At 69.2% G+C, this 26656-nt stretch carries 24 protein-coding genes; 12 read left to right on the top strand and 12 right to left on the bottom strand.

Annotated elements, in window-relative coordinates:
• Positions 1-554 precede the first annotated feature (554 nt).
• The 7 genes from ACFWY9_RS04445 to ACFWY9_RS04415 all read left to right on the top strand — a co-directional run bounded on the left by ACFWY9_RS04445 (position 555) and on the right by ACFWY9_RS04415 (position 10310).
• On the top strand, positions 555-4553 hold the full coding sequence (locus tag ACFWY9_RS04445; RefSeq protein WP_378331160.1) for a Pls/PosA family non-ribosomal peptide synthetase: 3999 nt from the start codon (positions 555-557) through the stop codon (positions 4551-4553).
• On the top strand, positions 4550-5218 hold the full coding sequence (locus ACFWY9_RS04440; protein WP_378331161.1) for a BPL-N domain-containing protein: 669 nt from the start codon (positions 4550-4552) through the stop codon (positions 5216-5218). Before ACFWY9_RS04445 ends, ACFWY9_RS04440 begins: the two co-directional genes overlap by 4 nt.
• Positions 5215-6480, top strand: coding sequence for a heparan-alpha-glucosaminide N-acetyltransferase domain-containing protein (locus tag ACFWY9_RS04435; protein WP_378331162.1), 1266 nt, complete (start codon positions 5215-5217; stop codon positions 6478-6480). The genes ACFWY9_RS04440 and ACFWY9_RS04435 overlap by 4 nt, the downstream gene beginning before the upstream one ends.
• 151 nt (positions 6481-6631) lie before the next feature.
• Complete coding sequence (locus ACFWY9_RS04430) at positions 6632-7564, top strand: hypothetical protein (RefSeq protein WP_378331163.1); 933 nt, start codon at positions 6632-6634, stop codon at positions 7562-7564.
• Positions 7565-7660: 96 nt separating this feature from the next.
• Positions 7661-8752, top strand: coding sequence for an LLM class flavin-dependent oxidoreductase (locus ACFWY9_RS04425; protein WP_378331164.1), 1092 nt, complete (start codon positions 7661-7663; stop codon positions 8750-8752).
• Positions 8753-8771: 19 nt separating this feature from the next.
• A complete protein-coding gene (locus ACFWY9_RS04420) occupies positions 8772-9383 on the top strand; it encodes an FMN reductase (protein WP_378338139.1) in 612 nt (203 codons plus the stop codon).
• A 9-nt stretch (positions 9384-9392) separates the two neighbouring features.
• Positions 9393-10310 (top strand): hypothetical protein, encoded by a 918-nt coding sequence (locus ACFWY9_RS04415; RefSeq protein ID WP_378331166.1) that lies wholly within the window; start codon positions 9393-9395, stop codon positions 10308-10310.
• A 56-nt stretch (positions 10311-10366) separates the two neighbouring features.
• Here the strand turns inward: ACFWY9_RS04415 and ACFWY9_RS04410 are convergent, their stop codons facing one another.
• From ACFWY9_RS04410 to ACFWY9_RS04400, 3 genes are all read right to left on the bottom strand, one after another.
• The gene (locus ACFWY9_RS04410; RefSeq protein WP_378338138.1) at positions 10367-10573 is read right to left on the bottom strand and encodes a hypothetical protein; all 207 of its coding nucleotides are present in this window, start codon (positions 10571-10573) and stop codon (positions 10367-10369) included.
• A gap of 170 nt (positions 10574-10743) precedes the next feature.
• Positions 10744-11607, bottom strand: coding sequence for a LysR substrate-binding domain-containing protein (locus tag ACFWY9_RS04405; RefSeq protein ID WP_378338137.1), 864 nt, complete (start codon positions 11605-11607; stop codon positions 10744-10746).
• Between the two features lie 55 nt (positions 11608-11662).
• Positions 11663-12331, bottom strand: a complete 669-nt coding sequence (locus ACFWY9_RS04400; RefSeq protein WP_378338136.1) for a cupin domain-containing protein — start codon at positions 12329-12331, stop codon at positions 11663-11665.
• Positions 12332-12457: 126 nt separating this feature from the next.
• Here ACFWY9_RS04400 and ACFWY9_RS04395 point away from each other — a divergent pair, with 126 nt between their 5' ends.
• The 4 genes from ACFWY9_RS04395 to ACFWY9_RS04380 are packed head-to-tail and all read left to right on the top strand — an operon-like array spanning position 12458 to position 15468.
• Positions 12458-12871 (top strand): PGPGW domain-containing protein, encoded by a 414-nt coding sequence (locus tag ACFWY9_RS04395; RefSeq protein WP_378338135.1) that lies wholly within the window; start codon positions 12458-12460, stop codon positions 12869-12871.
• Positions 12868-14034: a sensor histidine kinase gene (locus tag ACFWY9_RS04390; RefSeq protein WP_378338134.1), complete on the top strand. Its 1167-nt coding sequence runs from the start codon at positions 12868-12870 to the stop codon at positions 14032-14034. The genes ACFWY9_RS04395 and ACFWY9_RS04390 overlap by 4 nt, the downstream gene beginning before the upstream one ends.
• Positions 14031-14738, top strand: a complete 708-nt coding sequence (locus ACFWY9_RS04385; protein WP_378338133.1) for a response regulator — start codon at positions 14031-14033, stop codon at positions 14736-14738. Before ACFWY9_RS04390 ends, ACFWY9_RS04385 begins: the two co-directional genes overlap by 4 nt.
• Before the next feature lie 25 nt (positions 14739-14763).
• On the top strand, positions 14764-15468 hold the full coding sequence (locus ACFWY9_RS04380; RefSeq protein WP_378338132.1) for a class I SAM-dependent methyltransferase: 705 nt from the start codon (positions 14764-14766) through the stop codon (positions 15466-15468).
• Here ACFWY9_RS04380 and ACFWY9_RS04375 read toward each other — a convergent pair.
• The 6 genes from ACFWY9_RS04375 to ACFWY9_RS04350 form a co-directional block, all read right to left on the bottom strand.
• Positions 15458-15865, bottom strand: a complete 408-nt coding sequence (locus ACFWY9_RS04375) for a carboxymuconolactone decarboxylase family protein (RefSeq protein ID WP_378338131.1) — start codon at positions 15863-15865, stop codon at positions 15458-15460. The two genes, ACFWY9_RS04380 and ACFWY9_RS04375, sit on opposite strands and share 11 nt — an antisense overlap.
• 71 nt (positions 15866-15936) lie before the next feature.
• Entirely contained in the window at positions 15937-18444 is a 2508-nt protein-coding gene (locus ACFWY9_RS04370) for a LamG-like jellyroll fold domain-containing protein (protein ID WP_378338130.1), read from the bottom strand.
• A gap of 31 nt (positions 18445-18475) precedes the next feature.
• A complete protein-coding gene (locus tag ACFWY9_RS04365) occupies positions 18476-19480 on the bottom strand; it encodes an ABC transporter permease (RefSeq protein ID WP_378338129.1) in 1005 nt (334 codons plus the stop codon).
• On the bottom strand, positions 19477-20427 hold the full coding sequence (locus ACFWY9_RS04360; RefSeq protein ID WP_378338128.1) for an ABC transporter permease: 951 nt from the start codon (positions 20425-20427) through the stop codon (positions 19477-19479). The genes ACFWY9_RS04365 and ACFWY9_RS04360 overlap by 4 nt, the downstream gene beginning before the upstream one ends.
• The gene (locus ACFWY9_RS04355; RefSeq protein ID WP_378331003.1) at positions 20420-21946 is read right to left on the bottom strand and encodes a sugar ABC transporter ATP-binding protein; all 1527 of its coding nucleotides are present in this window, start codon (positions 21944-21946) and stop codon (positions 20420-20422) included. Before ACFWY9_RS04355 ends, ACFWY9_RS04360 begins: the two co-directional genes overlap by 8 nt.
• The gene (locus ACFWY9_RS04350) at positions 21946-23022 is read right to left on the bottom strand and encodes an ABC transporter substrate-binding protein (protein ID WP_378338127.1); all 1077 of its coding nucleotides are present in this window, start codon (positions 23020-23022) and stop codon (positions 21946-21948) included. Before ACFWY9_RS04350 ends, ACFWY9_RS04355 begins: the two co-directional genes overlap by 1 nt.
• 148 nt (positions 23023-23170) lie before the next feature.
• Here ACFWY9_RS04350 and ACFWY9_RS04345 point away from each other — a divergent pair, with 148 nt between their 5' ends.
• Positions 23171-24196, top strand: coding sequence for a LacI family DNA-binding transcriptional regulator (locus tag ACFWY9_RS04345; protein ID WP_378331005.1), 1026 nt, complete (start codon positions 23171-23173; stop codon positions 24194-24196).
• Here the strand turns inward: ACFWY9_RS04345 and erm are convergent.
• From erm to ACFWY9_RS04330, 3 genes are all read right to left on the bottom strand, one after another.
• Positions 24186-24947, bottom strand: a complete 762-nt coding sequence (erm, locus tag ACFWY9_RS04340; protein WP_378338126.1) for a 23S ribosomal RNA methyltransferase Erm — start codon at positions 24945-24947, stop codon at positions 24186-24188. The genes ACFWY9_RS04345 and erm overlap by 11 nt on opposite strands.
• Before the next feature lie 207 nt (positions 24948-25154).
• Positions 25155-25919, bottom strand: coding sequence for a phosphotransferase family protein (locus ACFWY9_RS04335; RefSeq protein ID WP_378338125.1), 765 nt, complete (start codon positions 25917-25919; stop codon positions 25155-25157).
• A 40-nt stretch (positions 25920-25959) separates the two neighbouring features.
• The gene (locus ACFWY9_RS04330) at positions 25960-26511 is read right to left on the bottom strand and encodes an AAA family ATPase (RefSeq protein ID WP_378338124.1); all 552 of its coding nucleotides are present in this window, start codon (positions 26509-26511) and stop codon (positions 25960-25962) included.
• Between the last annotated feature and the right edge of the window lie 145 nt (positions 26512-26656).

Raw genomic sequence — 26656 nt, 5'->3', positions numbered from 1 at the left:
GCTTTCGCGCACTCGGCCCCTGGAGTGGCGCGTCAGGCAGGGGAGAGCCCGTGCCGGGCGGGGCGGAGGGGGCCGCCGGGAGGGGTACCGAGGGGGTGTGGGCACACTCGGCACGACGAAAGTCCGGGATCAATCCAGAAGGTGTTACGAAACTTGTTCATGTTTGGTTGAACACGTCTTTGTGCGCTTTCATGTGAATTTCACAGACACTCCCGGGTGATGATCATGGCGCCGGTAATCGGCAGGGGGAAAGGGGACGTCTGACGTGTTCGGGGCCGTCATGTTCGCGGATTGGTCGAATGGTGCGAAACCGGCGAGTTCTTGGCTGGTAGGAAAATCACGACATGCCGTCAGCGCAGCGTGCAAGGATGTTCTCGTAGTTTGAGAAGAGTTTGCCTGGAGTGCTTGGCTGCCAGGACGAATCTGTGGTTGGCTGACTGTAACGCCTTCGTATGAAATCGCCGACATCCGTGTAGTCAATCCGATGACGGCGACTTGACCGTGGCTAAGGGGATTTTCGTGCTTTATTTCTATGAGTTTCCTGTGGGCGTGGCGTGACGACACTGGAGACCATCGCCGGGGCGCGCGGTGCCGCCACCCCGGCTCGGGAACGACGTCTGCATCACGTGTTCGAGGCCACTGCGGACCGGGTACCGGGGGCGATCGCTGTGGAGCACGAGGAGGATGCGCTGAGTTACGCCGGGCTGGACGCCCGCGCGAACCGGCTCGCTCACGTGCTGCGCGGGAGGGGTGTCGCGGGCGGGTGCCGGGTGGCGATTCTGCTGCGGAGGGGGTTCGACACCTACGCGGCGTTGCTGGCGGTGGGTAAGGCGGGTGCGGCGTTCGTGCCGATCGACCCGGCCTCGCCGCCGGACCGGGTGGCCTACATCGCCGGTGACTCCGCGGTGGATCTGCTGATCACCTCGTCCGAGCTGGCGGAGAACGCCGGCGACGCCACGGCGGCAGGCGTCGAGCTGCTCGTGCTCGACCTCGCCGCCGACGAGCTGGCCGCCGCGCCGGACATCCGCCCGGAGCCCGATCCGGGTGAGGATCCGGCCGCCTATGTGATCTACACCTCCGGCTCCAGCGGCAGGCCGAAGGGGGTGGAGGTCGGGCAGTCGAGCATCTGCAACTTCCTCGACGTCGTCCCGGCGGTGTATGACGTGCGGCCGGAAGACCGGGTGTACCAGGGCATGACGATCTCGTTCGACTTCTCGATCGAGGAGATCTGGCCGACCTGGGCGGTCGGCGCCACGCTGGTGGCGGGTCCGACGGACTCGCGCAGGCTCGGCGCCGAACTCGCGGACTTCCTCGAGGACAAGCGGATCACCACGCTCTACTGCGTTCCGACGCTGCTGGCGACCCTGCCGCGTGAGCTGCCGGGCATCCGCAAGCTGCTCGTCGGCGGCGAGGCCTGTCCGCAGCAGCTCGTCGAGCGCTGGGCCAAGCCCTACCGGCGGATCCTCAACACCTATGGCCCGACCGAGGCCACCGTGACCGCGACCTGGGGCGAGCTGCTGCCGGGCAGGCCGGTGACGATCGGGAAACCACTGCCCACCTACTCGGCGCTGATCCTCGGCGAAGACCGGAACCCGGTCCCCTTCGGCGAGGTCGGCGAAATCTGCCTCGGCGGACCCGGCGTCGCCCGCGGGTACGTGGGACGTCCCGAGCTGACCGCCGACAAGTTCTTCCCGCATCCGCTCGCGCGCGACGGCGGCAGGCTGTACCGCACGGGCGACCTCGGCCGCTATACCGAAGACGGGGAAATCGAATACCTGGGCCGCGCGGACGCCGAGGTCAAGATCCGGGGCTACCGCGTCGATCTCGGCGAGATCGAGAGTGTGCTGCTCGCCGACCCCGCGGTGGCCGAGGCGGTGGTCGCGTTGATCGCCCCGCCGGAACCGGCCGACGCCGCCAAGGAACTCGTCGGCTACATCGTCCGTGGTGAGGAAGGTGCCGGGGAGAGCCGCGAGGAACTCGTCCACCGCCTGCACGAGGACATGCGGAAACGGTTGCCCGCCTACATGGTGCCCGCCTACCTCGACGAACTGCCCGGGCTGCCGATGATGCCCAGTGGCAAGGTCGACCGGCCGAAACTGCCGTTTCCCCAGTGCAAGCGGCTCACCGCGAGCACCGGCCCGGTGGTCGAGGCCGAGGGCGAGCTGGAAACCCGCGTCCGGGCGGCGTGGGCCGGGGTGTTCGGGCTGGAACCGGAGCAGCTTTCGGTCGAGGCGGACTTCTTCGCCGATCTCGGCGGGCATTCGCTGCTGGCCGCCCAGGTCGTCTCGAAGCTGCGCTCGATGGAGATCGGTGCTTCGGTGGCGGTGCGGGATCTGTACGCCAACCCGACCGTGCGCGCGTTGTCCGCGCAGCTGGGGGCGGCCGAGCAGGTCGGCACGGCGGCGCCGCGCCCGGCGCCGATCCGGCACAGCGGACGGCGGATCGCCGCGGCGGGCGGGGCCCAGCTCGTCGCGATCTACCTGCTCCTGCTGGTCATCTGCCTGCCAGTGTCCTATGTGTACACCCAGAACGACGGCCAGGTCTCGGTCCGCGTGCTGGTGCAGCTGCTGGTCGCCATCCTGGTCAGCTATCTCGGCGTGCGCTGGATCGTGCCGCCGCTGGTGGCGCGCCCGCTTTCCCTCGGTATCAAACCGGGCCGGTACCGGTTGTGGGGGCCCACGTACCTGCGGCTGTGGACGCTGGACATGTTGCTGGCGATCGGCCCGCTCCCGGTGTTGTCCGGATCCCCGATGATGGCGCTCTACCTGCGGGTTCTCGGTGCGCGGGTGGGCAGGCACAGCACCATCGCGACCAGTTCGGTGAGCCTGCCCTCGATGGTCCACATCGGACACGACGTCTCCCTCGGCTACGGCGCGGTGCTGCGGCCGTGGCGGGTCGAGGACGGCTGGGTGACGGTCGCCCCGATCACCATTGCCGACGGTGCCTTCGTCGGGGCGAACGCCGTGCTGGAACCCGGCACCACCGTCGGCGAATGGGCCGCGGTCGGGGAGCAGTCGGTGCTGGGGCAGGAGGAGATCGTCCCGGCGGGTGACCGCTGGTCCGGGTCTCCCGCGCAGCCGACGACGTCGCTGGAGCCCGCGGCCGAGGTGATGCTCGACGCGCGCGGCGACATGGGCGGCTGGAGGCCGCGGCACCTCGGTGCCGCGGTGCTCGGGCTGATCTGGCTGGAGTTCCTGGCGATCGCGATGATCGTGCCGGGTGTCGCGCTGGTGTGGTGGGCGCTGCTGGGCTGGGGCGTGCTGGCAGGGGTGCTCGCGACGATCTTCGCCGGGCCGGTGTTCGTGCTGACCGTGTGTGTGGTCGTGGCGCTGGGCAAGCGGATGGTGCTGCGGACGGCGCCGGTCGGGGTTTTCCCGGTGCGCTCGATGCTCGGCGTGCGGAAGTGGATCTCCGACAAGCTGCTGGAGATGAGCCTGACGTTCACGAACTCGCTGTACGCCACGCTCTACACGGTGCCCTGGCTGCGGCTGCTCGGGGCGCGGGTCGGGGATCGCGCCGAGGTGTCGACCGCGGGCCACATCGACCCGGATCTGCTGACGCTGGGCAAGGAGAGCTTCGTCGCGGACATGGCCAGCGTCGGCTGCGCGACGTTCGCCAACGGCCGGATCGCGTTGCTGCCGACCGAGATCGGCAGCCGCGCGTTCGTCGGCAACGCGGCGTTCGTCCCGGCCGGGTCGAGCATGGGTGACGGCTCGCTGGTCGGGGTCAGCACGGTGCCGCCGTACGACGGGGTCCCGGACGACACGTCGTGGCTGGGCTCGCCCGCCATCCACCTGCCCCAGCGGCAGGACAGCGGGAACTTCGCCGAGGACCAGACGTTCTCGCCGCCGCGCAAGGTGGTGGCACACCGGCTGATGATCGAGTTCTTCCGCGCGACGCTGCCAGCGACCGTGCTCGGCCTGAGCTTCTATCTCTACCTGACGATCCTGTCGGATCTGGCGCAGGGCAACTACCTCTACATTCCCGCGCTGGTGTCGCCGCTGGTCGCGATCGCCGTCGGCCTGGCGACCATCGGGTACTGCGCGGCGACGAAACGGAATCTGGTCGGTGTGTACCGGCCGCGGGTGGAGCCGTTGTGGAGCAAGTTCGTGCGCTACGCGGAATTCACCACCGGGTTGTACGAGGCGGCCGCGGTGCCCGCCGGGGTCGGCATGCTCGTCGGGACACCGTTCCTGCCGCCGATCCTGCGCTGGTTCGGCGCGGACATCGGCCGCCGGACCTGGATCGGGACCACTTATCTCACCGAGTTCGACCTGGTCCGCGTCCGCGACGACGCGACCGTCGGCACGGAGAGTTCCCTGCAAACACACTTGTTCGAGGACCGGGTGATGAAGATGTCGTACGTGACCGTGGAAGCCGGCGCGACCATCGGGACCCGCGCGATCGTGCTCTACGACGCCGTCGTGGGCAAGGAAACCTCACTGGGGTCGTTGTCGCTGCTGATGAAGGGCGAGCAACTGCCGGACGGGACACGATGGCGCGGGATCCCCGCCCAAGGCGTCGTCACGATGGCCGAGGCAGGTGCTTCGTGAGCAAGCCATTGGCGCTGGTGTATCGCGGCCCGGCGACGACGGAGGGCTGCCCGGAGGCGGTCGCGGAGTTGTTGCGGTCGAGCAGGCACGGCTTCCGGGTCCAGTACGCCGGGCCCGGCGGGGACGTCCCGCTGAAGCGTAAATCGCTGGAGGAGGCGGCGCTCTACGCCCAGCCGGGCGGCGGGACGCTGGAGGACTCCTATCCGCATCTGAAGAACCGGCGCGAGGTGATTCGCGACTTCGTCTCCGAAGGCGGCGCGTATCTCGGATTCTGCCTCGGCGGCTATCTCGCCGGTGCGACACCGGGTTTCGGCCTGCTGCCGGGCGACACCGACCAGTACATCGAATCCGACGGCGCGACTGTCGAGCACGACGGCAACACGCTGGTGAAGGTGCGCTGGGGGATGTTCCGCCGTCGCAAGCTGTTCTTCCAGGACGGGCCGTACTTCTGGCTCAAGGACGGCGCGAAGGCCAACGTGGTCGCCCGATACTCCAACGGCGAGATCGCGGCGGTCGTGACGCCGTTCGGCTCGGGCAAGGTCGGCGTCGTCGGCCCGCATCCGGAGGCGACCCGCGACTGGTTCACCGACGCCGGGCTCTCGGTGCCGTGGCGTTCGGGCACGAAACTCGGGCAGGCGCTCGTCGACGCGGTGATGGCGCGGTGAGCGAACGGAAACGGCTGGTCGCGATCGACGCGACCCGCGGGATCGCGCTCGTCGGCATGATGGCCGTGCACTCGCTGTACGAATCGACCGAGTCCGGCGCGCCGACACTGTCGTTCACGATCTTCGGCGGCCGGGCCGCGGCGGCGTTCGCTGTCCTGGCCGGCGTGACGATCGCGTTCCTGACCGGACGCCGCCGGGTGGGCGCCGCCGACGCGCGCGGCCAGATCGCGGCGCTCGTGACCCGCGCGCTGGCGATCGCGGTCGTCGGGCTCGTGCTCGGCTACACCGACGCGTCGATCGCCGCGGTGATCCTGCCCTACTACGGCGTGATGTTCCTGCTCGCGATTCCGCTGGTGTTCCTGCCGACGTGGCTGGTCGGGGTCGTCGGCGCCGCGCTCGCGGGCGGCGTTCCGGTGCTGATGCACTACTGGCTGCCGCATCTGCCGAAGCCGACGCTGCTCAATCCGACCTGGAGCTACCTCTTCGAGCATCCGCTCTCGCTGCTGTCCGAGCTGACGCTCACCGGCGAATACCCGGCGCTGTCGTGGTTGCCGTATCTGGCCGCGGGGATCGTGATCGGCAGGCTGAAGCTGTCGAGCGTGAAGGTCGCGGCCGCGCTGCTGACGTCCGGTGTGGTGATGGCGGTGAGCGCGGCGGTGGTGTCCTCGCTGCTGCTCAACCGCTGGGGCGGACTGCTGCACATCTGGCTGGCGCAGAAGGAAAGCTTCCTGACGACGGCGGAAACGGCGGACGTGCTGCGCTTCGGCGCGGACGGCACGGTGCCGCCGGAATCGTGGTGGTGGCTCGCGGTGGACTCCCCGCACACCAGTACCCCGCCGGATCTGGTCGGCACGACGGGCACGGCGGTCGCGCTGCTCGGCGCGTTGCTGCTGCTGGGACACGTCACGCAACGGCACGTCCGGCGCGTCGTGCGGATCGTGCTGGCGCCGCTGGCCGCGGCGGGAAGCATGACGCTGACGCTGTACACCGTGCACGTCATGTTCATCAACTCCGACTACGACACCTACGACGCTGTGGTCGGGTACTTCCTCCAGGTGTGCGCGGTGCTCCTGATCGGCCTCGCCTGGCGGGCCACGGCGGGCAAGGGACCGTTGGAGGCGCTCGTCTCGTTCCTGTGCACCCGGGTACGTCGTCTGGTCACCCGGTCTTCGGGCCCTCGCGTGCCCGACGGCCCGCCGCCGCCGATCAACGCGGTGACCGTCCTCCGCGTTCCCGAACCGGCCAAGTCACCCGACCGGTAGTTCCGCGCAAGACGGGACCGGGGATCACGGGATGTTATGGCGAAATGGGATTAGTGCGGCGGTAACGGCGGTCAATACGCTCCACCGTGACGACGACGAGAGCGGCGGCCCCGGTCCCCCAGCGCACGTCCGCTCGGAAACCGAGGTCCCCGTGAGCCGCATCCGTGTCCTGTCCCTGGCGACAGTGCTCCTCGCGCTGGCGCCGATGGCGGGAACCGCCGCCGCAGCAACACCTGTCCCGGAACCCGCCGCGCCGTACTGCTACGAGGAACCGTCGAATCCCACCGCGGACGTGAGTGATCTCAGGGCGAGGTTCTCCGCCTCGAACTGGATGCCGACCCTCCAGGCCGTGTACCAGCGGCGCTGGCCCAGCGGGCAGGCACTGGCGGTCGCGCAGGCCAAGGACAAGTACTGGGACCAGTTCGTCCAGAAGAACAGCTTCGAGTCGTTCGCCGAGTCGATGATGGTGGCCATCCACGAGGAAACCCACATGTGGGACCTCGACGGGGCGCGGACCACGTGGAACCAGTACACCGCGGCCTGGATCAACGCCTCCCGGCAGGACCTGAAGATCCCGCTGCACGACGGCTTCCCCCGCAAGGAGATCCTGCCGCTGATCAAGGATCGGCTCAGCGACTCCATGGACGGCATCTACCTGCGTGACAGCACCCAGGGCAGCTATCACCTCCAGGGCGTGACGGCGGAACTGAACGCCGGGCTGACCGGACTGCCCGCGGTGACCGTGCTGCAGGAGTACATCAAGGGTGTCGGGGCCAGCAACGCCCGCGACATCGTCGCCACCAACCTGCGGTACCTGCTGCTCTACCTGCGAGTGGCCAAGGACAAGCACCCCGCGTACTGGACCCAGATCAAGAACGAGCCGAAGCTGCGCGAGCTGGTCCTGACCCAGTTCCTGCGGTCGGCCTACTGGCTGGAGAAGTCGGCGCCCTACACCGGCAAGCTGGGCAGCCCCGACGCCGACAAGATCACCGCGACCAACTACGCCCCGGAGAACCTCGCGATCCTGCAGGAGTTCACCGGCGCGAAGGTCCGCACCGACGCCCAGAAGAACTGCACCGCCTGATCGCGGCCGGGGCCGGTCCCGGTGACCGGCCCCACGCTCCGGAATATCTCTTGCGCGATTACAGTTGAGCGCTCAAGTAGATGGAAGGAGCGGGTCATGCAGTTCGGGATCTTCACGGTGGGCGACGTCACGACCGACCCGGCCACCGGCACCACACCCTCGGAGCACGAGCGGATCAAGGCGATGGTCCGCATCGCGCTCAAGGCCGAGGAGATCGGCCTCGACGTCTTCGCCACCGGTGAGCACCACAATCCGCCGTTCGTGCCGTCCTCGCCGACGACGATGCTCGGCTACATCGCGGCACGGACCGAGAAGATCGTCCTCTCCACCTCGACCACGCTGATCACCACGAACGACCCGGTGAAGATCGCCGAGGACTTCGCGATGCTCCAGCACCTGGCCGACGGCCGCGTCGACCTGATGATGGGCCGCGGCAACACCGGGCCGGTCTACCCCTGGTTCGGCCAGGACATCCGGCAGGGCATCCCGCTGGCCATCGAGAACTACCACCTGCTGCACCGGTTGTGGCGCGAGGACGTCGTCGACTGGTCCGGCAAGTTCCGCACGCCGCTGCAGGGCTTCACCTCGACGCCGCGGCCGCTCGACGACGTGCCGCCGTTCGTCTGGCACGGGTCGATCCGCAGCCCGGAGATCGCCGAGCAGGCCGCCTACTACGGCGACGGCTTCTTCGCCAACCACATCTTCTGGCCGAAGGAGCACTTCCAGCGCCTGATCGAGCTCTACCGCGAGCGGTACGAGCACTACGGGCACGGCAAGGCCGACCAGGCGATCGTCGGGCTCGGCGGGCAGCTGTTCATGCGGCCCAACTCCCAGGACGCGGTGCGCGAGTTCCGGCCGTACTTCGACAACGCGCCGGTGTACGGGCACGGGCCGTCGCTGGAGGAGTTCACCGAGCAGACGCCGCTGACCGTCGGCAGCCCGCAGCAGGTGATCGACAAGACGCTGAGCTTCCGCGAGCACTTCGGCGACTACCAGCGCCAGCTGTTCCTGATGGACCACGCCGGCCTCCCGCTCGACACCGTGCTGGAACAGCTCGACCTGCTCGGCGAGCACGTGCTTCCGGTGCTGCGCAAGGAGTTCGATGCCCGGCGCCCGGAGCACGTCCCCGAGGCGCCGACGCACGCCTCGCTCAAGGCCGCGCGCGAAGCCGAAAAGGCACTGGCGTAACTCGGAAAGAGGTCAAGTCATGACACGCACACTCGCTGTGGTCACCGCCGGGCTCAGCCAGCCCTCGTCGAGCAGGCTGCTCGCGGACCGGCTCGCCGCCGCGACGGTGACCACGCTGGGCGAGGCCGCCGTCGAGGTGATCGAACTCCGCGATTTCGCCGTCGACGTCACGAACAACCTGCTCACCGGCTTTCCCAGCCCGAAACTACGGGCCGCGATCGACACGGTGGAGCGGGCCGACGGGCTGATCGTGGTCACACCGGTGTTCACCGCGTCGTATAGCGGTCTGTTCAAATCCTTCTTCGACGTCCTCGACCAGGGTGTGCTCGAAGGCAAGCCAGTGCTGCTCGGTGCGACAGGTGGTACCGAACGGCATTCGCTGGTGCTCGATCTCCAGCTGCGGCCGTTGTTCGGCTACCTGCGCGCGACTCCGGCGCCGACCGGGGTGTACGCGGCGTCGTCGGATTGGGGCGGCGGAGACGCGCTCGGCGCGTTGCAGAAGCGGGTCGAACGCGCGGGCGGCGAACTCGCGGCGATGGTGGCCGGACGCTCGCCCACCGCAGGTCAGGCCACGGAGCCGTTCGCGTCCGTGCCCTTCGAACAGCTACTCGCCGGGACGGACGGGCAGTAGTCTGGCGGGGTGCGGACCCTGGTGCTCGGCGGCTACGGCGCGGTAGGCGCGCACATCGTCGCCGAGCTGGGGCGGGAGACGTTCGTGGCGGGGCGCGATCCCGTCCGCGCCGACATCGCCGTCGACCTCACCGACGACATCTCCTACCGCGCCGCGCTGACCGCGATCCCCGAAGTCGACGTCGTGGTGAACGCGAGCGGCGCGGAGGACGTCCGGCTGGCCATCCTCGCCACCGACGCCGGGATGTCCTTTGTGGACATAACGGCGTCGACGGCGTACGTGGCCGAACTGGAGCGGCTCGTCCCGGCCTCGCCGGTCGTCGTGGGTGTGGGGATCGCACCGGGACTGACCGGGTTGCTCGCCGCCGCGGCCCATCAGGCCGTGCCAGGCCCGATCGATCTCGCCGTGCTGCTGGGCGCGGGCGAGCGGCACGGCGTGGCCGCCACCGCGTGGACCTACGATCTGCTCGGCCGCCGGTTCGCCGACCCCGGCGGTGGCAGCGTCCGCAACTTCACCCGGCCGAAGGCGTTCACACTGCCCGGCTTCGGCAGGCGGCGGCTCTACCGCGCGGACTTCTCCGATCAGCACACGCTCACCGCGGAATTCGGCGTCCCGGTGCGGACCTACTTCGGTCTCGACTCCCGGCTGGCGACCTCCGGCCTGGCGGCGCTGACCTGGATTCCGCCACTGGGACGGCTGAAAGCCTTGCGGGGCGCGCACTTCCCGGGCAGTGACCGCTGGCTGGCGCTGGCGAGGGCGGCGGACGGCCGGACGCGCTGGGCGGCCGGACGCTCCCAAGCGCGGGGCACCGGCGTCATCGCGGCGGCGACGGCGCGGGCCGCCATGGACCTGCCGCCGGGTGTGCATCACGGACATCGGGTGCTGAGCCTCGACACGGTGCCCGACCGCGTCATCGAACTCGGCTAGGCAGGCAGGGCGGAACCGGTGCGGCTTCGAGGAGCCGCGCCGGATCCGTCGTTCTGCTAGTCCCACCACAGCAGGTAGTAGCCCTGCGGGTCTCGCGTGCAAAACACGCCGGTGTGGCCGCTCGCCTGGGCTCCGAGCGCGGCGACGTTGCACGCGTATTCGCTGGAGTAATGGAGCCCTGACCAGACGGAAGCCGAGGCGGGAGCCGCGGTGGCCACGAGCGCACCGAACCCCAGCAGCCCGGCGACGATCAGCTTCTTCATCAACGATCTCCTCCAGTTCCGGCGGGCGTCGGGGCCCGGCCGTGGCCAGCTTCCAGCACGACCATGAGCAAAACCAGGCTCCGGCACCGGCATTGCCCGACCCGCGACCGGACACTGCCCGGATGAACCGGCCGAGCCACCAGAGGATCCACAGTGGACACTGCCCGTGCTCAGTGGGCGAGTACCGGTTGCGGGGTCCACGGATGCGCGCGGATCAGGTCGGACAGCGCGGCGATCGGGCCGTGCGTGAGCGGGCGGCGGCTGCTCAGCCCGAACACCACACTGCCGGGGTCCGGGAGCGGAGCGGCCGGAACGGCCATGCCGTGCGGCACCATCGACGTGGCGAAGAGACCGACGCCGAGTCCGGCGAGCACGGCGGCGCGCAGGCCGTTGAGATGAGTGCAGGTGCACGCGATACGCCAGCGGAAACCATTGCGCCGCAAGGTGTCCAGCGCACGCGCCCGGGTGATGCTCGGCTCCGGGTAGACCACGAGGGGCACGGGTTCGCCCGGGTCGAGACAGAGCCCGGGAGCCCCGGCCCAGGACAGCGAGTCCGACCACACCGGCAGGTCGGCGGAATCGTCGGGACCGCGTTTGGCGAAGGTCAGATCCAGTTTTCCCTCGGTGAGGCGGTCGTGCAGCACGCCGCTGAGCTCCACGGTCAGTTCGAGGTCGACCAGCGGGTGGTCGCCACGGAACCGGCGGAGCAGCTCGGGCAGCCGTGACAGCACGAGGTCCTCGCAGACCCCGAGCCGGATCCGGCCACGGGGCTCCGGCCGGGCGAAGTACCGGATCGCCCGATCCTGCTGGTCCAGGATGTCGCGGGCGAAACCGGTCATGGCCTCGCCGTCGCCGGTGAGCGCGACCCGGTGCGTGTCGCGGACGAACAGCTCGCGGCCCAGCAGCGATTCCAGCCGCCGCACGTGCTGGCTGACCGTGGACTGGCCCAGCCCCAGCCTGCGCGCCGCCTCGCTGAACCCGCCGGAATCCGCGACGGCGAGGAACGTCCTCAACAGCACCGGATCGATCACCATTCCGGCTTACCACCATCAGTGTCCGTCTGGACACGAAGTGTGCGTGGAGCCACTGCTACTTTCGCTTGGTGATCACCACCGGCTCGATTTTTGTCGGAATTGCCTTGAATGCCGATTCGGGGACGCCGAACGTGGCCGCGAGCACGTCCCGCGGGAGCGAGTTCAGCGTGCCGACGATGCCGATGTCGTCGCTGGGCTCGCCGACGCTGGTGTTGAAGATGACCAGCACGTCGAGCCCCTGCGTCTTGCTGGCGTTCTCGAAATAGTGAAAGAAACCCTGCGGCGCGAAAACGAGGTCGCCCTGCTTGGCCGTGAAAGCGGAGTTGTGATAACTCCCGTCCCCGTGGGTGCCCAGCATCGTCCATTTCGCCGTGCCGGAAAGGATGTAGTTCAGCTCCCACGCGGACGGGTGCCAATGCGGCTCGCGAATTCCGCCGACGTCGAGGTGGACGAGGTAGACGGATCCCTTCTGGTCCTCGGTGAGCACCGGGAAGGTGTCCTTGTTGGCGCCGCGCAGCGTGCCGCCGTCGAAGGTCATCGGCGCGGTCTTGCTCAGCGAGAACAGGAACGGCGACGCGCCGCCGTTCGCCGGTGGCACCGCGCCGCTCGCCGCCCCGCCCGCCGGGGTGCTCGCCGCGGCGATGCCGCCCGTCGCGGCCAGCCCGGCGGCGGCCGCCGCGGCCGCCCCCGCGCCCAGTGCCCCGCGCCTGCTGATTTCCGACATTTCTTCCTGCCTTTCCCCTGCGATTCCTCGGTTATCGATACTGACGATTTTCCGCGCCCTGGGTGAACCGGCAAGATAGCCGGACGGATAACTGTTATCGTGACCGGCGATGGGCAGGTGAGGCGAATGAAGCGGATACTGGTGGCGATCGTCGGCACCGTGCTGGTCGTGGTCGGCGTCGTCCTTCTGGTGCTGCCGGGGCCGGGGCTGTTGCTCGTGCTGGCCGGCCTGCTCACGCTGGCCACCGAGTTCCCCGCGCTGAAGCGCTACATCGAACCGGTGCGCACCCGGGCGATGAAGGCGGCCGAGGACAGCGTGTCCAGTCCACTGCGGATCGCCGGTTCGGTGCTGGCCGGGCTGGCGCTCATCGGCGCGGGTGTCGCGTGGGGACTCCTGTCGTGGCTGCCGCTGCACGGCTGGAGTGCCGGGGCGAGCCTGATCCTGTCGGGAATCATCCTGTTCGTCCTGCTGGGCTGGAGCTATCGGCGCGTGCGGACGCGCCGGGCGGCCGAGGACGCCGGGGTAGCGTCGGAGTCGTGAAGGCACCGCGGGCGTGGCTGCGCTCGGCGACCGCGCTGGAACTCCTGGTCTGGCTGGTCGCCGCCGTCGTCGTGGTGACGACCTGGCGCAGCCTCGCCGTGCGCGGGGCCGTGCCCGTTCCGCTCCAGATCCTCTACACGGCGGTGTTCACCGCGCCGCTGTTCGTCATCGTCCGCGCACCGCTCACCGCGTGGGCGCTCACCCTCGCCGGCTGGGTGCTGGCTGTGCTGGCACGCCCGTGGGGGCCTGCCGACGGCATGCCGTGGCCGCTGCCGCAACAGGTCCTGCTGCTGCTCACGGTCGTGGTGGTGGCGGCGCGGGTGCGACCGCGCACGGCGTGGCTGGCGTGGGCCAGCTCGGTCGTCGTCGCCGTCGGCCTGATCCTGACCGCCGTCCCGTCGGCGATGAACGAGTCCTCGCCATTCCTCGCCTACGTGGTGTGGTCGGTGCCGCTGGTGACCGCGGTGCTCATCCACTCGCGGGCCCGCGGGCAGCGTGAACTCGCCGACCGGGAGCGGATGGCCGAGGTCGAGGCCGCGCGGCTCGCGGTACTGGAGGAACGCGCGCGGATCGCGCGGGAGATGCACGACGTCGTCGCGCACCGGATGTCGATGATCGCGGTGACCGCCGAGACCTCGCCGTACCGGCTCGCCGAGCTGCCCGACGACAACCGCGCGGTGCTCGCCGGGATCGCCGCCGACGCGCGGGCGGCGCTGGCCGAGATGCGGATGCTGCTGGGTGCGCTGCGGGGTGACGACGAGGAACCCGCGCTCGCCCCGCAGCCGGGCTGGGCGGAGCTGGATCAGCTCGTGGCGGACGCGCGCGATCGGGGTGTCGAGGTCCGTCATCGCCGTGACGGGGACACGATACCCCCGGAGACGACCGGGCTGGCCGCGTACCGGATCCTGCAGGAGGCCTTGAGCAACGCGGTCCGGCACGCGCCGGGCACACCGGTCGAGGTCGAGGTGAGCGCCGAACCGGACATGGTTCGCTTGCGGGTGTACAACCCGGTGGCACACGGCACCGGAACGGGGAAGGGGCACGGGGTGCTCGGGATGCGGGAACGCGCCGCCGCGGTCGGGGGCCGCTGCACCGCGGGCGGCACCGGCGAAGGCTGGCAGGTGCGGGCCGAGCTGCCGGTGCACGGGGGTGAGCGGCGATGACACTGCGGATCGTGGTGGCCGACGACCACACGGTGGTGCGCGAGGGATTCGCCGCGCTGCTGGCCGCGCAGCCGGACTTCGAGGTCGTCGGACAGGCCGAGGACGGCATCCTCGCCGAACGGCTCGCCGTCGAACTGCGGCCCGACGTGGTGCTGATGGACATCCGGATGCCGCGCCAGGACGGCGTGACCGCGACAAGGCGGCTGCTGCGCGAAACCCCGGACACGCGGGTGCTGATCCTGACCACGTTCGACCTCGACGCCTACGTCTACGAGGCGCTTCGCGCCGGGGCGAGCGGCTTCCTGCTCAAGGACAGCACCGCGGGCCAGGTGGTCGACGGCGTCCGTGTGGTCGCCGCGGGGGACGCGCTGCTCGCGCCGTCGGTGACCCGCAGGCTGATCGCCGAGTTCGCGGCGCGTCCCGTGGCGGCCGAGGGTAAACAGCTCACCGAGCTGACCGCGCGGGAGTCCGAGGTGCTCGTGCTCGTCGCCCGTGGACTGTCCAATGTGGAGATAGCGGCGGCGCTGACGGTCACCGAGCACACGGTGAAGACGCACGTCAGCAGGCTGCTGGGCAAGCTGGGGCTGCGGGACAGGGCACAGGCCGTCGCGGTGGCCTACGAGAGCGGGCTCGTCAGTCCCGGGAACGACGCATCACTCCCGCGAGTGAGTGCGAAGAGCCGTCCGCGGAGTGACGACCGCTGAAGTAGGGATCCCTAGCTTGGGGACCATGCGTCCCGTACTGGAATCCCTCGACGTCGACTTCGTCACCGAGCTGTACCGCGCCCACGCGGCGGACCTGAAGAACGTCCGCGTGGCACAGCGGACGATCATCGGCGGCCCCGCGATGAAGGCCAAACTGGACGACATCGAGGCCGAGCTGACCTACCTGCTGATCCGGCACTTCCGGCCCGAGCTGGTCACCGAGGTCGGCACGTTCCACGGCTGGTCCACCACGTGGATCCTGCAAGCCTTGCGGGACAACGGATCCGGGCGCCTCGCCAGCTACGACCTGATCGACAACGCCGTCCGCGCGGTCCCGCCCGAGCTGGCCAAGGACCGCTGGGACTTCCACCACGGCGACGTCCGCGAGCGGGACGACGACTGGGCGGCGAAGACGGACTACCTGTTCATCGACGCCGCGCACACCGCGTCGTTCGCCCGCTGGTACCTGGCTAACCTGCTGCCCGCCGTACCCGCCGGCATCCCGGTGAGCGTGCACGACGTGTTCCACCGCCGCCGACCGCTCCCGTTCACCGAGGGCGTGGAGGTGCTGCGCTGGCTGGACGGCCGCGGCATCCGGTACTTCACCGCCGCCCCGGCCCGCGCTCGCGAGGTCTACCGGCGGCTCACTCAGGTGCGCACCGAACTGGGGCTGACCCAGCCGGTGCACACCGGGACCGACAATCCCATGCTGTTCTTCATCAAGGATTGATCGGCAGCAGGCCACGTTCCACGAAGACCTTCTTCGCCACGAAGGTCGCGTTGAGCGCTTTCGGGAATCCACAGTAGGCAGTCGCGTGCAGCAGTGTCTCGACGATTTCCGCCGGGGTGAGCCCGACGTTGAGCGAGGTGCCGACGTGGACCTCGAGCTGTGGTTCGCAGCCGCCGAGCGCGGTCAACATACCGAGCGTGACGAGCTGGCGGTCGCGCGGGGACAGCTCGGTCCGCGAGTAGATGTCGCCGAAACCCCAGGCGACGAGCTGGTGGGCGAGCTCGGGGGAGACATCGGCGAGGGCGTCGAGCACGGCTCCGGCGCCCTCGCCGTTGACCTCCTTCAGCTTGCGCATGCCCCGGTCGAACCGGTCCTGTGTGGTCTCTTCGGCGGTCATCTTGGCTCCGTTCCCCCTGGTGATCAGGTACGGGTCCGAGGCTAGCGCCTGGAGTTCACTTCAGGTCAAGGTCAGTTCCCGCTCTTGTACAGCGCCGCGACGTCCGCGTCGGACAGCGCCCGGTCGTAGAACCGCACCTGGTCGATCGCGCCGTTGACGAAGTCGACCGGGTTCCCGCCGTACCGGCCGCGCCCGATCGCAGCGGTACCGCTCGACGATTCGCCGAGACAGACGCTCTTGGCCGCCACCGGCTGACCGTCCACATACAACTTCAGCTGTCCGGTGGCCGCGTCGCGGACGCCGACCATGTGATACCAGCGACCCGGTTCCGGTGTGGTCGGCGCCAGTGCCCGCGTGCCGAGCGTGCTGAAGGACAGCTTCCGATCCTGCCCGGAGTACTGCAGGTAGAAGGCGCTGTGGTCACCGCTGTCCTGGCTCACCACGGTCTGGAAGGCGCCGCCCACCGTGCCGTCGCTCGCCGCGTTGAACCTGACCCACGCCGAAACGCTGTAGTTCCCCGCGGTGTCCACAAGGGACGTTCCGGGATCGGCGGACTGCCCGTTGCCGGTGACCGCCAGCGCGGAGCCGGAATGCCCGGCGGTCCAGCCGGCGCCACCTCGCAGCGTCGCGTCGTGCTTGCCGACGACGTCCTTCGCGACGGTCCCGGTGTTCTCGTCGAACGGGTAGGCGGCGATGCCGTCCAGTCCGGGTTTGCCCGGCGGGAGCGGCGGGACGTCGCCGCCGATCGGCGCGTTGATCACGGCCAGGTTCGCCGTCCGTGCCGCCGAGAAGTCCATTTTGGCCACCTGCCGGTCGTAGGTGTAGAAGCCGTTGACCTCCTTCTCGACGTCGGTCGTCTGGGTGTACACCCCGGCCGAGACGCCACAGCGTTGTTTGGCCAGTATCAGGCGTTGCTGGAGTTCGCCGTAGCGCCGGGTCAGCGTCGCGCTGTCCGGCTCCATCTCGTAGGCGAAGCTGCCCTGCGGGTCGAACTCGTGGCCCGCCACCTTCAGCCCGAGCCCGCCGTACTCACCGTCCACAGTGGCCCGTCTCGGATCGGGCATCGGTGCGCCGGGCCCGGTGTAGGTGTGGTCGTCGTAGACATCGCCCTTGCCACTGTCCGGTTCGGACCGGCAGCAGTTGACGCCGGATTCGGCGTTGACGAGCCGGGACGGATCCCAGGTCTTGACCAGGTCGGCGATCCGGCCGACCTCGTAGTCGCCCCAGCCCTCGTTGAACGGCACCCACATGACGATCGACGGGAAACCGCGGTGCTGGTCGATCATCCGGTGCATTTCGGACTCGAAGTTGACGCGCGACGCCGGCGACGGCTCGATGTCGTCCTTCATCGCGGGCATGTCCTGCCACACCAGCAGCCCGAGCTTGTCCGCGTGGTAGTACCAGCGGTCGGGCTCGACCTTGATGTGCTTGCGCACCATGTTGAAGCCGAGCGCTTTTTCCGTCTGCAGATCGAACTTCAGCGCCGCGTCGGTCGGCGCGGTGTAGATGCCGTCGGGCCAGAACCCCTGGTCGAGCGGGCCGAGCTGCGTCACGGCCTTGCCGTTGAGCAGCATCCGCGTCTTTCCGTCGGACGTCTTGCCGAGTCCGATCGAGCGCATACCGAAGTACGAGCCGACCTCGTCGCCGTTCTGTCCCAGCAGCCGTACTTTGAGGTCGTACAGGTGCGGATCGTCCGGGGACCACAGATGTGCGTCCGGCACCGGGAGTTTCAGCGGCTTGTTCGCCTCGCCGACCACCCGGCCGACGAACTTGCCGCCGTCGTAGGCGACCGCCTCGACCCACTGCCGTACCGGGCCGCCGACGCGCGCGGTGAGCGTCAGCGAGCTGTTCGGCAGATCCGGGGTCATATCAAGCCGGTCGATGCGCGCGGAGGCCACCGGTTCCATCCACACCGTCTGCCAGATCCCGGACGACGGCGTGTAGAAGATCCCGTCACCCGGTTTGCGTTGCTTGCCGATCGGCTGGCCGCCCTGGTCGTTCGGATCGACGACGCCGACCACGAGTTCCTGGTCGCGCTCCGGGGTCAGCGCGTCGGTGACGTCGACGGAGAACGAGTCGTACCCGCCGGTGTGCCGGGTGACCCGCTTGCCGTTGACCAGGATCGTCGCCTCCCAGTCCACCGCCTGGAAGTGCAGCAGCAGCCGCTGGCCGGAGTGGCCGACCCGCCAGTCCTTGGGCACCGAGAACGTGCGCCGGTACCACATCTGCGTCTCGTGGCGCATGATCCCCGACAGCGCCGACTCCACCGGATACGGGACGAGGATGCGTTCGGGCAGGCTCTTGCCGACCGGCGGCGCCTGGCCGGGATCGGCCTTCGCGAACTCCCAGACGCCGTTGAGGTTCTGCCATTTGTCGCGGGTCAGCTGCGGGCGCGGGTACTCCGGCAGCGCGTTCGAGGGGGAGACGTCCTTGGTCCATGGGGTGGTCAACGGCGGCGTCAGCCGTTGCCACTGTGGTGGTGACGCCGCCGAGGCGGCCGGTGCGGTGCCTAGACCGGTGAGGACCACAGTGAATATGGCCCCCAGTATGGCCAAACGAGTGCGGAGCTGTCGGTACATCGGCGTACACACTCCTTATCCCGGAACAGGATCACCGGCGGGCGCGGGCGAGCAGCCGCTGGATCACCACGACGACCAGCAGGAAGGCCCCGCTGACCACGGACTGGTAGTTGGAGTCGAGCGTCCCGATCTGGTTGATCACGTTCTGGATCACCGTGCGCAGCAGCACCCCGACGAGCGTGCCGATGATCGTGCCCGCGCCGCCGGTGAGCAGGGTGCCGCCGATGACGACCACCGCGATGGCGTCGAGTTCGGTGCCGACGCCGAGTACCGTGACACCGGACTGGAGATACGCCGCGGTCATCGCGCCGGCGAACCCGGCGAGCAGTCCGCTCAGCGTGTACACCGAGACCTTCGTGCGGGCGACCGGAAGTCCCATGAGCAGCGCCGAGTTCTCCGCGCCGCCGATCGCGAACACCGACTGGCCGAACCGCGTCCGTCGCAAAAGGACACCACCGAGCGCGAACAGGATCAGCGTCACGTATACCGGGACGCCGATGCCGAGGATCGTTCCGCGTCCCAGGTGGAGGAACGCCGAATCCGGCCGGATCTGGTACGTCGTCGAGCCTTCCGTGGTGATCGCGAGCAGCAGTCCGCGCGCGAACAGCAGCGAGGCCAGCGTCACGATGAACGGCGCCATCCCGGTGCGGGCGATGAGGACGCCGTTGATCAGCCCGATCAGGCCGCACACCGCGAGCGGCAGCACGAGCGCGCCGAGCACACCCCATTGCGACCCGTATGCCGCGAGGACGCCGCCCAGCGCGTACACCGAGCCGACCGACAGGTCGATCCCGCCCGAGATGATCACGAACGTCATCCCGAGCGCGATCACCGCGAGAAACGAGCTCTGCAGCGCGAGATCGCGGAGGTTGTCGACGGAACCGAAGCGGGGGAAGGAAAACCAGGCGACTATGACGCCGAGCACGAGGACGACCGCGGCACCCTGCCGCTGGGCGAGACCCGCCAGCAGCGCACCCCGCGTCGTCGCCGGTGCGCCGGGATCGCTGTTGGTAGGCGGAGAAGCCGTGGTGGTCATCGGCGGCTCCGTTCCCGTGCGACGTAGACCGCGACGACGATGATCGCGGCCTGCACCATCTGCGCGGCGGAGTCCGGCAGATCGTGTTTGATGAGCGTGGCACGCACGAGCTGCATCAGCAGCGCGCCCATGACCGTGCCGAGGATCCGCACCTTCCCGCCGGTGAGCGGCGTCCCGCCCACCACGACGGCGGTGATCGCGGACAGTTCCATGAGCAGCCCGACGTCCGCCGGGTCACTCGCGCCCAGCCGGGCCGTCGCGAGCAGGCCGGCGACGGCCGCCAGCACGCCACTGATCGCGTACACCCCGATCAGCACGCGCTTCACCGGCAGCCCGGCGAGCGTGCTGGCGGTGCGGTTGCCGCCGATCGCCACGAGCCTGCGCCCGAACGCGGTCCGCCGCACGACGAGGCCCGCGAGCACGGCGAGCACCGCCGCGACCAGCACCATGACCGGGATGCCCGCGACGTCGCCGGTGCCCAGCGCCAGAAAACCGGGGTCGTGCAACTGGACGAGCTGGCCGTGCGCGATCACCAGCGCCAGCCCGCGCCCGCCGACGAGGAGGGCCAGCGTCGCGATGATCGGCTGGATTCCCAGCTGTGCCACCAGGAACCCGCTGAACAGCCCGGCGGCGAGACCGGCCACGAGCGCGACGCCGACCGCGGCGGCCGGACCGTACCCGAGGTAGAGCGGGACGAGCGCGGCCGAGAGCGACATCACCGAGCCGACCGACAGGTCGATGCCCTCGGTCCCGATCACCAGCGCCATCCCGAGCGCCACGATGCACACCGGCGCCGCCTGCACGAGCTGCGTGCGGAAGTTGGCCAGCGACAGGAAGTTCTCGGTGAAGGCGAGGTTGAACAGCAGCAGGACCACTACGGCGAGGTAGACGCCGTAGTTCTGCAGCCAGGTGGTGACCCGCGCGCGGTCGACGGTCACGCTAGTCATGGGCGTCCTCCCCGGCGGCGGCGATCGCGGCGAGCACGGCTTCCTCGGTGACCCGGTCACCGGACAGCTCGCCAGCGACGGCCCCGTCGCGCAGCACGACGACGCGGTCGGCGCCGTCGATCAGTTCGTCCATTTCGGACGAGATCAGCAGGACACCGAGGCCCTCGGTGGCGAGTTCGTCGATCAGGGCCTGCACCTCCGCCTTGGCACCGACGTCGATGCCCCGGGTGGGCTCGTCGAGCAGCAGCACCTTCGGCTGGGTGCACAGCCAGCGTGCGAGCAGGACCTTCTGCTGGTTGCCGCCGGAGAGTTCGGCGACCTTCTGATCGGGGCTGGACGCCTTGATACGCAGGCGTTTCATGAAGATGTCCACCACGCGGTCCTGTTTCGCGCGGCTGACAAGGCCGAACGGCGACAGCCGGGGGAGCGCCGCGAGCACGATGTTCTCGCGCACGGAGAGATTCGGAATGATCCCGTCGGTCTTGCGGTCCTCCGCGAGGAGGCTGATCCCCGCGCGGACCGCGGCGGCGACGTTGCCGGGTGGCACTCTGCGCCCGCCCAGCCACACCGTGCCGCCGTCGAGCGGGAGCGCGCCTACGATTGCCCGCGCTGTCTCGCTGCGTCCCGAGCCGAGCAGCCCCGCCAGGCCGACGACCTCGCCGGGCCGGATGGCGACCGAGACGTCGTCGATGGTGTGCTTACTCGTCAGGTTTTCCGCGCGCAGCAGGGGTTCCGCCTCAGCATGGTGGTCCTCGCCGAAGCTCGTGACGCCGTGCTCGCGGATGTCGCGGATCTCCCTGCCGAGCATCATCGACACCAGCTCGATGCGCGGGAGTTCGGCGAGTGGTCCACTGTGGACCTTCCTGCCGTCGCGCAGGACGGTCACCTGGTCGCAGATCCGGTACAGCTCGTCCATCCGGTGGCTGACGTACACCACGGCGATGCCGCGTTCGTGCAGTCCATTAAGGACTTCGAAAAGGGTCTCCACCTCGCGAGGCTCCAAAGAGGACGTCGGCTCGTCCATGATGACCACGCGGGCGTCGGTGGACACCGCCCGCGCAAGCGCCACCATCTGCTGCGCGCCGACACCGAGGCTCGCCAGCGGCCTTCGGACGTCGGTGTGGATTCCGTAGCCCGCCAGCAGATCCGCCGCCTCGGCGTGGATCCGGCGCCAATCGACCAGGCCCGCTTTGGAACGTGGCTCCCGGCCGAGGAAGACGTTCCCGGCGATGCTCATCAGCGGGACGAGGTTGACCTCCTGGTAGATCGTGGAGATCCCGGCCCGCTGTGCCTCGATCGGCCGCCTGAACGTCACCTCCTCGCCGAGGTGCCGCAGCTGTCCGCCGTCGGGCTGGTACACGCCGGTGAGCACCTTGATGAGCGTCGACTTCCCCGCGCCGTTCTCGCCGACCAGCGCGTGCACCTCGCCCGGCCGGACCGCGAAACTCACGTGGTCCAGCGCGATCGTCCCGGGGAAGCGCTTCGAAACCTCGAGCACTTCGAGGACCGGCTCGGCCATCAGTACGCGTTCCCGACCTTCTGGGCGGCGTTGGTCTCGTCGTACTGGTCGTCGCTGATCACGACGGTCGACGGGATCGGCTGGCCGCTCGCGAAGTCCTGCAGCGTCTTGAAGACGAGCTGGCCGAAGCGCGGGTTCGACTCGATGACGGCGTTGTAGCTGCCGTCGGCGATCAGCTGGACGGCGTTGCGGGTCCCGTCCACCGACACGATCTTGACGTCCTTGCCGGGGTTCTTGCCCGCGGTCTTCAGTGCGTTGACCGCGCCGATGCCCATTTCGTCGTTCTCCGCGTACACCGCGGTGATGTCGGGGTGACTCTGGATGAGCTGCTCGGTCACGGTCTGGCCCTTGGACCGGTCGAACTCGCCGGTCTGTTCGGCCACAATGGACAGACCGGGCGTCTTCGCGAGCTGGTCCTTGAAGCCCTGCGTGCGGTCGGTGGTGACGTTGTTGCCCGAGGAGCCGAGCAGGATCGCGACCTTGCCCTTGCCGCCGGTGACGCGGACCAGTTCGTCGGCGGCGCGTTTGCCCTGCTCGACGAAGTTCGAGCCGATGAAGGTCAGGTAGTCGGTGCACGGCGCCGAGTTCACCTTGCGGTCGATCGTGACCACCGGGACCTTCTTGGCCTTCGCGGCGTCGAACGCGGGCTGCAGGCCGTCCGAGTTGAGCGGCGCGACGACGAGCAGCTGGGCGCCGCGGTCGAGCAGGGACTTGATGTCGCTGATCTGCTTGTTGAGGTCGCTCTGCGCGTTGGTGACCAGAAGCTTGTCGGCCGGAATACCGAGCTTGCCCGCCTCGTCCCGGATGGACTGTGTCTCGGCGATCCGGAACGGGTTGGCTTCCTTCTCCGACTGGGAGAAGCCGACGATCGCGGTCTTCGGGTCGACCTGCGGATAGCCCGTCTGCGTGCGGGAGCAGCCGGTGCCGCCGGGCGCGCTCGACGCCGCCGACGCGGCGGGGCCGTTGTTGGTCGAGGACGTCGAAGGGCCCGCTTCGCGGCTGGTGCACGCGCCGAGCGCGAGCGTAACGGTGGCACCGGTGACCAACAGGAACAGAGCGGAGCGGGATGGGGACACGACGACTCCTCCGGACGGCGACGGCGCGCTAACCGGAGTGAGCCAGCTCACCCCAGGCGCATGAGGTACTTTTTACATCGTTGGAACAACGTTGTAAACAGGCAAAACGGGGTTAGACTCCAGGTCTGCCCGTTCGAGAGGGGTCGCCGTGGCCGTCACGCTCAAGGATGTCGCCACGCTCGCGGGGGTGTCGGTGAAGACGGTGTCGAACGTGGTGAACGGCTACGCGTTCGTGAAGCCGGAGAACCGGCGCCGGGTGGAGGAGGCGCTCGCCGCGACCGGCTACCGGCCCAACCTCGGCGCCAGAAATCTGCGGCGCGGCCGGACCGGTTTCCTCGCGCTGATGGTGCCCGAACTGGCCATCCCGTACTTCGGCGAGCTGGCGGGCCTGGTGATCACGGCGGCGCAGCGGCGCGGCTGGAGTGTCCTGATCGAACAGACCCAGGGCACCCGCGACCGCGAGCGCGCGACGCTGTCCTCGCTCGGCCCGCACCTCGTCGACGGGGCGCTGGTGCACCCGGAGGCACTGGAGGCGTCGGACTTCCCGGACTCGGTGGGCGGCATCCCGATGGTCCTGCTGGGCGAACACGCCGTCGAGGTGGCCATCGACCACGTCGCGATCGACAATGTGCTGGCCGCGCGCACCGCCGTGCGGCATCTCGTCGGGCTCGGCCGCCGCCGGATCGCCGCCATCGGTGCCAACCCGCAGCGCGGTACCAGTGAGCAGCGCCTGGCGGGTTACCGCGCGGCGTTGTCCGAAGCCGGACTGTCCTATGAGGACTTTTTGGTCGCACCGGTCGAGAAGTACCACCGCACTCACGGCGCGTCGGCGATGAAACAGCTGCTGGCGCTGCCTTCACCGCCCGATGCTGTGTTCTGTTTCAACGACCTGCTCGCCGTCGGCGCGCTGCGGGCCGCCGCCGAACAGGGCCTGCGGGTGCCCGAGGACATCGCCATCGTCGGCTTCGACAACAACGAGGAAAGCTCGTTCAGCCTGCCCTCGCTGACCACCATCGCCCCCGACAAGGCCGCGCTCGCCGAAGCCGCCGTGGAGCTGATCCACCGGCGGATCTCCGGCGAGGCCGCGGCCTCGCCGCAGGACGTGCAAACCCCGTTCTCCTTGGAAATCCGGGAAAGCACGACCGGCTACGAACGCGACATCGTCAGGACGTGAGCCGCCAGAGCGCCGCCCACTGGGCGGCGTCGAGATCCTTCGGCAACGCGCGCGGCGACACCTGGCTCACGGCAAGCCACCTGTTCAGGTTCCGCGGCCCGATCTGGCCGTTTTTCCGGAGTATTTCCCGGATTCCGTGTCCCCTGCCGGTGAAGACCTCGCTGACGAATCGCTGATAGCCCGCACGTTCGGCCACCAGTGGCTCGCCCCGGCGCGTCATGGTGAGCAGTCCGCCGTCGACCGAGGGCATCGGCCGGAACGCTCGCGCCGGCACCCGGCTGTGCACCGAGAACTCGTACCACGGCCACCAGCTCGCCGTCAGCATGCTCGCGCCGCCGATCCCGGCACGTCGCCGCGCGACTTCCCACTGCACCAGCAGGATCGCGGTGTGCCAGTGGTCCGTGGTGAGAATCCGCTTGAGGATGCCGGTGGTGAGATGGAAGGGCAGATTGCCCACGATCACGTGTGGTGCGCGGGGGAAGCGGTACTTGAGGACGTCTTCGTTGACGACTTCGACGTGCGCGGGGGTGCGCTGGTTCAGGCGTCGCGCGAGCCGCGGGTCGACTTCGACCGCGGTGATTTCCCGGCCAATGCGGCTGATCGACAGCGTGACCGCGCCACCGCCGGGTCCGATTTCGACGATCGGGCCGGTGGTGCGGGCGACGAGCCTGCCGATCTCGGTGATCACAGCGCGATCTATGAGGAAGTTCTGGCCGAGTTCGTGGGCTCCGCCCGGATAGGGGGAAGGCATGAGTGAGTGCTCCGCGAGGGTTCGGTGGAGAACCGGGCGGCGTCGGATGCCGCACCGGTCACGGACCGCTGCGCGGCGGAGCTGGCGCGTGGTGAGGTCAGCCCGCCGCTAGGCGCGACGAATCCTCACGAAGCAGATAGCGTTGACAGCACTCATGCGCGGCACTGTAGGCCGGTGATGATCAACCGGGCAAACGAATATCCGCCCTCAGCGCTCGGCCAGCCTGGCGACGACACCGTCGAGACCATCCCGCACGGTGTCGGGGTCGGCGGTGTCCAGGCCGTGGGTGACCTCGTGCCACGGCCCGAGCTGGTGCCACCGCAGCGCACGCTCGCGTTGTCCGCTGGTCGCGTCGTACGTTGTCGCCACTGCATCGGCGAATGCGCGCGGGGTGCCGTACAGCGCCCAGGCGAGGTCGATGGCTGCGTCCCCGATGTGCGTGTCGCCGAAGTCGATGATGCCTGTGAGACCGTTTTCGCCGGCGAGCACGTGCTCTGGCCCGAGGTCGCCGTGAACCAGCGTGTCGCCGCTCAGTTCCCGTGTTGCGTCGAGGAGTGCGCCCGCGGCGGGTCGGTGATCGGCGGGCAGCATCGGAACGACCTCGGCGCGGAATCGGTCGATCATCGCCGCGTGTTCTTTGGCTGCCTCCTCGGCGGACGGGACCCCGCGGCGGATCGCTTCGTCGCTTGGAGCGTCGTGGAGAGCGCGCAGGAAGACGCCGAGGCGGTGACCGGCGTCGGCGTCGGCGCGCTCCAGTGGTTCCCCGGGCACGAGTTCGTGGCGCACCACCAAGGGAGCCTCGGAGAGGACGTGCGGCACGGGCACGGGGAGCGGCAACCTAGGCGCCAGCCACGGCATCAGCCGCGCCTCAGTACGCAGCCGTGCCGCCACCTCCGGCCGACGCGGCCGCCGCTCGACCCAACGACCGTCGACGAGCCTCGCCGCGCTGTCCCACCCGCCCGGAAAGTCCACACGGCAAGCGTAGATCATCTCTTGTTCGGTGACGGAATCCTTATTGGCCGAGGACGGTGAGCAGGGCGTCGTAGGTCTGTTCGGCGTCGTGTTCCTCGGTGTCCACGACCACGCATTCGGGACGGTGACGCAGAAACTCGGTGACGTGATCGTGAATCCGTTCGAGCAACACCGGCCCGCCCTTTTCCTTGACGATGTCGTCGATCCTCCGGTGCCTCGCCGGATCACCGCTCGCCGCCCGCGCCGCGAACCGATCGAGTGCCTGCTGCTTTCCGCTCCACAGCACGATTTCGCGATACTCGCTGCCGGTCCTGCTTGCCGCGGCTTCGAAGCCCTCGACCTCGGCGAGTTTGGTGGCGAGCTGGGGCATCACGACGTCGTGGCCGCTCCGAAGATGCGTCTCGGCCATGGCGACGGCGAGCGCCGCACCAGCCTTGAGCGCGTTCCAGAAGTCGTCCTCCCACCCGCCGATGAGACTGACGACCTGGTCGATGTCGAGATTGAGCACCCCGGGATGCCGGTCGGCGTACAACTGCGCGATGGTCGACTTCCCGATCCCGGAAGGCCCGTTGAGGTGAATCAGTCGAGGCACTCGCCCGAGTCTAGAGATCGTGGCCTTGCCGTGGTGACGCCGTGAAGGAGGCCTTCGCGGCCTTCGGTGGGGCAGGGCGTGGGCGGGAGTGTCCGAGGGACGCCCTTGTCGCACCCCCTGGCCATCGCACCGACGGCGTCTTTCA

The sequence above is a fragment of the Amycolatopsis sp. NPDC059027 genome (assembly GCF_042739735.1).
Lineage (GTDB): Bacteria > Actinomycetota > Actinomycetes > Mycobacteriales > Pseudonocardiaceae > Amycolatopsis.
The sequence above is the reverse complement of the archived record's forward strand: the minus strand, read 5'-3'. Positions and strand labels throughout refer to the sequence as shown.